Genomic DNA, 6,556 nt, shown 5'->3' with positions numbered 1-6,556 from the left:
GCCGTACTCCAGCTCCGCACTGTGTTCCAGCGGACGCGGCGGATCCGGCGGCGCCGGGTCGCTGTCCCACGCCCCGATCCACACCACCCCCTGCGGGGTACGACGGACCCTGAGCGCGGCGGGCCCCTTGGTGTGCCGTACGGCGTTGGAGACCAGCTCGCAGGCTACTTGCGAAAGTGTGCTCTGGGATCTTCATTCGGTGCAGGTCAGGACGGGTGTGTCGTGTTGCCGCCTCTTTCGGCTACCGGGCTGCGGGCATGTTGCCGTCGCGCCAGTCGTTCACGCGCCTGCGGATGCTGGGGACCATCGGAAGCGTGTCGACTTCTGCGGGCTGGAACCAGCGGACATCCGTGGATTCCTCGGACACGGCCAGGTGCCCGGCCGTGGGTCGCGCCAGGAAGCAGACGGAGAACTCCTGCCGTACCTCACCGTCGTCATAGGCGAAGACGTGACGCGGATTGCTGTACGTCCCCACGATCCCGACGATCTCGACGTCGAAGCCGGTCTCTTCGCGGGTCTCCCGGACGGCGCAGTCGGGCAGCGACTCTCCGATGTGCATGGCGCCTCCGGGCAGAGCCCACATGCCGTTGTCGCGGCGGCGCTGGAGCAGGATGCGTCCGTAGTCGTCGACAACGACCGTGGAGGCGGCGGGAACCAGGCTGTTCGCTGCCGGGGCGTTGGGGTCGTCCTCGTAATCGCGCCTACCCATTGCTTCCCCTTTCCCATACCGGAGTGCTCCGGTTCCACAGTTCCTCGACGTGGGACGCGAAGCGATCAAAAATGCCGTCGTCCTGGTGGCGGCGCAGATGCAGCGTGGGTGCATCGTGCCCGACTCGGTGGGTGAGCAAGGGCGTAACGATCATGTTGTCGTCGAAGCGGAACACGGACAGGTGAGTGTGTCCGTCGCTGTACCTCGCATCGATGCCCGGCTGGCTTCTGATCTTCTCCAGTTCAGCGAGAGTCACGCGGATACGGGTGGACAGAGTGAGCGCAACGTCTTCATCCCGCTCACGTGACCGCGTGAGATCGCTGTCAGGGTCACCGAGGAGAAACCGAACTCGGCATCCCTGGCAGGCCTTCCGCCGCAGCACGGTACCCAACCGGGCCTGTTCAAGCCATAGGAAGTAGTTGGTGTATCCCGCGAAGGTCAGCTCTCGTTCGGCTTTGGTGATCAGCGACCGCCACAAAGAGGCTGGACAACCGGAGCGGTACGGATAGACGGCCACGACCTCACGATCCGGGCCAACCTTGATCGCCTTCTTCGCGGCTGCTGGCCATAACACCGCTTCGTCCTCTCCGAGTGCTTCGCAGACGGCCCACCGGTGACGGGCGCGGGGAACCCGTCCAGTCTCGGTGATCCACCGGCCGATCGTCTTGATGTCGACGTCGCACTTCTCAGCCAACTGACGGTCTGTCATCCGAGCTTGGAGCATGGCACGGCGTAGCGCCTCGTTCACGGTTACCCCCTGGGACGTTAGGCACGCATTGCGCGGTAGGCCCACTCCGTGTCTAACGGTCGCCGAACGAAGTAGCAACGCACCACCAGAGGCAGAAGTGTGGTGGGTGAGTGACATGCAGACCCCCGCGACCGTGCGACCGGCCCGGGGGCATGGCCAACCTGAGAAAGCAGGTCGACATGAGCCAAGGTATCGCCCGCTTCGTCGAGTCGCTTTTGCGGCTCCTGCTACCGGCTTCGGGGCGCCGCCGGCCCCCTGAACCGTCCCCGGCCCGGCAGGACACCGTGATCGTGCGCCTTCCCCTCGTCCCCGCGCTACGGAGTGAGGACACCGGTTTGGCGCGCCCGTGCCCGGTCGCGGACGAGCGACGTCAGGAGGAACGGCGACAGCGGGCTCGGCGGCGCGTCCTGTGGCCGGCCGTGCACGGCGTCGACACCGGGCCTCGTGTGATCCGCGGCGTGGAGGTAACGGCCCGATGAGTACGACGCGGACGGCACGCCTGTTGCCGTGGTCCACCCCGGACGGCAAACCGTGCTTCCTCCACGGCGACGGAAGCGGCTATCTCTCCCGCGTCGCCGACAACGTCGAGAGCCTGCAGCTCGGCATGGCGAGCGAACTCCTGGACCACGCGGCCGACATGCTCGCCGACCGCAAGACCACACCGGATCAGCTCCGGTTCGTGCTCGCGCGGATGAGTGAGGCGCTGCGCGACGTGCACCGGATCGCCGAGAGTCGGGGGGCACCCATGCCGGCACCCGACGTCCACGACGACAGCGCCGTACAGTCCGGTGAGGTGTCCGCATGAGCCGCGCCGTACTGCGCTTCGTGCCCCACACGATCCGGCATGTGCCGGACGGCGGAGTTACCTTCGAGACCTTCTGCGTGGCGTCCGGGTGCGACGGGTCATCCGGCCCCCAGGAGGAACAGGACACGGCTCAGGACTGGTGCCTGTGTCATGCCGGCCGCACGGGTCATGACCTCTTCCGCCGTGTCGTGACCGACCACGCCCGCGTCACGCGGAACGAGTGACCCCGGCTCGCTGAGCGACGGCGAGCAACACTGCTCAGCGGTGTCGGCTGCCCCGTCCATGCGTCCTCCCCCATGACGCTGGGCGGGGCTTCTCCACGCCTGCCGCCCTGTGCTCTCGGATGGTGCCTCCGGGGGGACCTGCACGCCAGGCTCACGTGCCCCCTCTCGCTCCGATGCCCGGTGGCGGACTTCAGCGGGTGCGAGTGCCCGTCTGGAGGAAGGCGCCCCAGGCCCAGCACCGGACGGGGAACCCAAGCTCGTCCAGCGCGATGCGGGCGGTTGCGGGGTCGGACGGCGCGACGCCGGTGGCGTTTTCGATCAGGTCCACGCCGTAGTGGAGGCCGGTGCCGACGAGGGCGTACCAGTCGCGGTGCTGATTGAAGGCGGTGTGGTGGGCAGGGAGCATGCGGGAGGCGGCGGATTCGACCTGTTCGCGGTTGGGAGGCGATTTCCAGTGTCACCCCGTTCGCGGTGGCCGTGATCTTCACCTCGGCGTCTCCGGCCTGACCCAATGTGGTCGCCCTACCCTCCCGACGACTGCACCGGCCGACCGGAAGCCCCGTGACCTCCTTCACCCTGTGTACGTTGCCTTCGACTCCCATGAACCACCTGAAGTACCCGACTCCACCGACAAGTTGAAAGTCCCTCAAGAAGTCCCCCGGAACCTGACACACCGTTCAGGATCGTGTGTCACACTGCCGCGGTGGTAGATCATTCGTTCACCGATCTCACGCTCGCCACGCTGTACGACAGCCTCAACCCCTGGGGACCGGGGGACGACTTCTACCTCGGTCTGGTGCGGGAGGCCCGCTCGGTGCTGGACATCGGGTGCGGCACCGGGCAGTTGTTGCGGCGGGCCCGGGACGAGGGGTGTCAGGGCCGGCTGACGGGGCTCGATCCGGCCGCCGCCATGCTCGTACAGGCGCGGCAGGCACGGCCGGACGGTGTCGAGTGGGTCCTTGGGGACACCCAAGTGCGGGCTTGGCAAGGGGAGTTCGACCTCGTCCTCATGACCGGACACGCGTTCCAGGCGCTGGTCGGGGACGAGGAGATCCGGCGCTGTCTGCACGCGGTCCGGGCGGCTCTCGGCGACGGTGGACGCTTTGTGTTCGAGACCCGGAACCCGGCCGCCCGGGCCTGGGAGAAGTGGACTCCCGAGCGGGTGCGCGAGGCCACCGCCGCCGACGGCACCACCGTGCGGGTGTGGCACGAGGTACAGGGTGACGGGCTCAGCGGTGGGCGGGTGCGGTTCACCCAGACCTACGACGGCGACGGATGGCCCGCCCCCCGGGTCAGTCACAGCGTTCTGCGGTTTCTCGACAACGAGTCGCTGCACAGCCTCCTCGCCGACGCCGGGCTGACCGTCGTGGAGCAATTCGGGGACTGGGGGCGGGGAGCGGTCACCGCCGAGTCCGCGGAGATCATCACCGTGGCCCGGCGGGCGAGGACCTGAGTACGCGCGCTCATGCACCGGGGCCTGCCCGCACCGCAAGGCGACGGCGCAGGTGCGGACATGAAGGAGACCGTGGCGGCCCGATGCGTCCGGGCAGGCGGACCGCTGCTGGCACCGCCGACTGAGGATCACGGGACGGCGACGGGGGGACGAGCCGCACGCGCGGGACGCCATGAACGGCGCGACGCATACGCGCGCGCACACGGCCGGAACAAGGACGGCACCCCGATGACCGCAACGACGGTCGAAGCCCCGGGGCGGCGATCGACTGGACCGGCCGGCCGAGCCGCACCGGCACCAGATCGATGCCCCCTTCCCCTGCCCTCCGGCCGGGACCGGCGGCATCTACCAGCGCCGCTCGACCACCCCTGAGACCCCGATGAGCCTGGCGGCCGCCCGCCAGGTGGACGCTTCCAGGGGCGGCCGGCTCCGGCCCGACGCGCGAGGCGGGCCCTAGTCCGCCGTGTCCTCCTCCAGTGCCGCCAGTGCCGGGTCCAGGACGATGTCCTCGTCCCGGGCCTCGGTGGTCGGGTCCTCCGGGAAGTGGCAGGCCGTCAGGTGGCCGTCGTGGTTGCCGGAGAGCTGGACCAGGGGCGGTTCCTCGGTCGCGCACTTGTCCTGCGCCTTCCAGCAGCGGGTGCGGAAGCGGCAGCCGGACGGTGGCGAGATGGGGGACGGGACGTCGCCGGCCAGGCGGATGCGCTCACGCCCTGCGCTGTCCTCCTCGGCGAGGTTCACCTCGGGCACGGCGGACAGCAGGGCGTGGGTGTACGGGTGGCGCGGGCGGGTGTAGATGGACTCGCGGTCGCCCACCTCGATGATCTTCCCGAGGTACATCACCGCGACGCGCTGCGAGAAGTGCCGTACGACCGCGAGGTCGTGGGCGATGAAGACGAACGCGATGCCCAGTTCCCGCTGGACCTGCTGGAGCAGGTTCACCACCTGTGCCTGGATCGAGACGTCCAGGGCCGAGACCGGCTCATCGGCGACGATCAGCTTGGGTTCCAGGGCCAACGCCCTTGCCACGCCGATGCGTTGACGCTGGCCGCCGGAGAACTCGTGCGGGAAGCGGTTGTAGTGCTCCGGGTTCAGGCCGACGATCTCCAGGAGTTCGCGGACCCGCTTCTCCCTGCCGCCCTCCGGCTGGATGTCGTTGATCTCCATCGGACCCGAGATGATCTTGCCCACCGTCTGTCGCGGGTTCAGCGACGAGTACGGGTCCTGGAAGATCATCTGGATCTCGGAGCGGATCGGCGCCAGCTCCTTGCGGGTGGCGTGGCTGATGTCCTGGCCGCGGTACGAGACCGAGCCGGCCGTCGGTTCCAGGAGCCGGGTGATCAGGCGGCCCGTCGTGGACTTTCCGCAGCCCGACTCCCCCACCAGGCCGAAGCTCTCGCCAGCGTGCACGCTCAGGTCGATGCCGTCCACGGCCTGCACCGCGCCGATCGTCCGGCGGATCGGGAAACCGCCCTTGACCGGGAAGTGCTTGGTCAGGCCCGAGACCCGCAGCAGCGGCTCCCCGTCCGGGCCTGCGCTCCGCTCGCGCGGGGCCGGCAGAACGATGTCCTCTGTCATGCCGAAGTCCTCCTAGCCCAGTCCGGGCTTGATCTCCTCGATGAAGATGGTGCGCTTCTGGTCCGCGGTGAGATGGCAGGCCGAGGCCCGGTCGGGGGCCAGTGACGGGCGCTCGTCCACACACCGGCCCGTTCCCTCCACCCTGTCCCGGAAACCACACCGGGGATGGAAGCGGCAGCCGGACGGCGGGGTGAGCAGCGAGGGCGGGGTGCCCGGGATCGGGGACAGCCGGGCGTCCAGGTCGGAGTCGAGGCGTGGCATCGAGTTCAGCAGGCCCCAGGTGTACGGGTGCTGGGGCGAGCGCAGCACCTCGTCCGTCGTGCCCCGTTCCACCGCGCCGCCCGCGTACATCACCATGATGTCGTCGGCCATGTCGGCGATCACCCCCAAGTCGTGGGTGATGAAGATGATGCCCGATCCGAACTCCTGTTGCAGATCCTTGAGAAGGTCAAGAATCTGGGCCTGGACCGTCACGTCCAAGGCCGTCGTCGGCTCGTCGGCGATCAGCAGGTCGGGGTCGCAGACCAGGGCCATCGCGATCATCGCGCGCTGGCGCATACCGCCGGAGAACTGGTGCGGGTAGTCCTTCGCCCGCTCCCGGGGGTTCGGGATGCCGACCTTGCCGAGCATCTCCACGGCCCGCTCCCAGGCCGCTTTCTTCGAGGCGCCGTTGTGCTTCATGTACGGCTCGGCGATCTGCCGGCCGACGGTGTAGTAGGGGGAGAGCGCGGTGAGCGGGTCCTGGAAGATCATGGCGACCTTGTTGCCGCGCAGCTTCTCCAGCTCGGACTCGCGGGCGGTGGTCAACTCCCGCCCCTCCAGCAGGATTTCACCCTCGACCGTGGTGAACATGGGGTTGTGCAGGCCGAGGATGGTCAGATTGGTCACCGACTTGCCCGAGCCGGACTCCCCCACGATGCCGAGCGTCCTGCCGCGCTCCAGGTCGAAGGAGAGGCCGTCCACGGCCCGTACGACGCCGTCCTCGGTCTTGAAGCTGACGTGCAGGTCCCGCACGGAGAGAAGAGGGGCACTCATGACGGCT

Annotated in this window: 8 protein-coding genes; 3 read left to right on the top strand and 5 right to left on the bottom strand. The window is 68.7% G+C overall.

Translation table 11 applies throughout. The annotated features are described in order from the left end of the window. Positions 1-241: 241 nt before the first annotated feature. Positions 242-709 (bottom strand): NUDIX domain-containing protein, encoded by a 468-nt coding sequence (locus tag ADK64_RS19485; protein WP_053660678.1) that lies wholly within the window; start codon positions 707-709, stop codon positions 242-244. After that, on the bottom strand, positions 702-1,418 hold the full coding sequence (locus tag ADK64_RS19480; RefSeq protein ID WP_324614423.1) for a DUF5919 domain-containing protein: 717 nt from the start codon (positions 1,416-1,418) through the stop codon (positions 702-704). The genes ADK64_RS19485 and ADK64_RS19480 overlap by 8 nt, the downstream gene beginning before the upstream one ends. Before the next feature lie 514 nt (positions 1,419-1,932). Between ADK64_RS19480 and ADK64_RS19475 the strand changes: the two genes are divergently transcribed. Then, complete coding sequence (locus ADK64_RS19475; RefSeq protein ID WP_053660673.1) at positions 1,933-2,262, top strand: hypothetical protein; 330 nt, start codon at positions 1,933-1,935, stop codon at positions 2,260-2,262. Continuing rightward, complete coding sequence (locus ADK64_RS19470; protein ID WP_053660671.1) at positions 2,259-2,486, top strand: hypothetical protein; 228 nt, start codon at positions 2,259-2,261, stop codon at positions 2,484-2,486. The genes ADK64_RS19475 and ADK64_RS19470 overlap by 4 nt, the downstream gene beginning before the upstream one ends. Positions 2,487-2,676: 190 nt before the next feature. Here ADK64_RS19470 and ADK64_RS19465 read toward each other — a convergent pair whose 3' ends face one another. Continuing rightward, positions 2,677-2,892, bottom strand: coding sequence for a hypothetical protein (locus ADK64_RS19465; RefSeq protein WP_053660670.1), 216 nt, complete (start codon positions 2,890-2,892; stop codon positions 2,677-2,679). A 297-nt stretch (positions 2,893-3,189) separates the two neighbouring features. Here ADK64_RS19465 and ADK64_RS19460 point away from each other — a divergent pair, with 297 nt between their 5' ends. Next, the gene (locus tag ADK64_RS19460) at positions 3,190-3,939 is read left to right on the top strand and encodes a class I SAM-dependent methyltransferase (protein ID WP_053660668.1); all 750 of its coding nucleotides are present in this window, start codon (positions 3,190-3,192) and stop codon (positions 3,937-3,939) included. A gap of 453 nt (positions 3,940-4,392) precedes the next feature. Here ADK64_RS19460 and ADK64_RS19455 read toward each other — a convergent pair whose 3' ends face one another. Both ADK64_RS19455 and ADK64_RS19450 read right to left on the bottom strand, forming a co-directional pair. Next, entirely contained in the window at positions 4,393-5,514 is a 1,122-nt protein-coding gene (locus tag ADK64_RS19455; protein WP_053660666.1) for an ABC transporter ATP-binding protein, read from the bottom strand. A gap of 12 nt (positions 5,515-5,526) precedes the next feature. Further along, complete coding sequence (locus ADK64_RS19450; RefSeq protein WP_053660664.1) at positions 5,527-6,549, bottom strand: ABC transporter ATP-binding protein; 1,023 nt, start codon at positions 6,547-6,549, stop codon at positions 5,527-5,529. Positions 6,550-6,556 lie beyond the last annotated feature (7 nt).

This window comes from Streptomyces sp. MMG1121, assembly GCF_001280015.1.
GTDB lineage: Bacteria > Actinomycetota > Actinomycetes > Streptomycetales > Streptomycetaceae > Streptomyces.
This window is presented reverse-complemented; position numbering and strand designations above follow the sequence as displayed.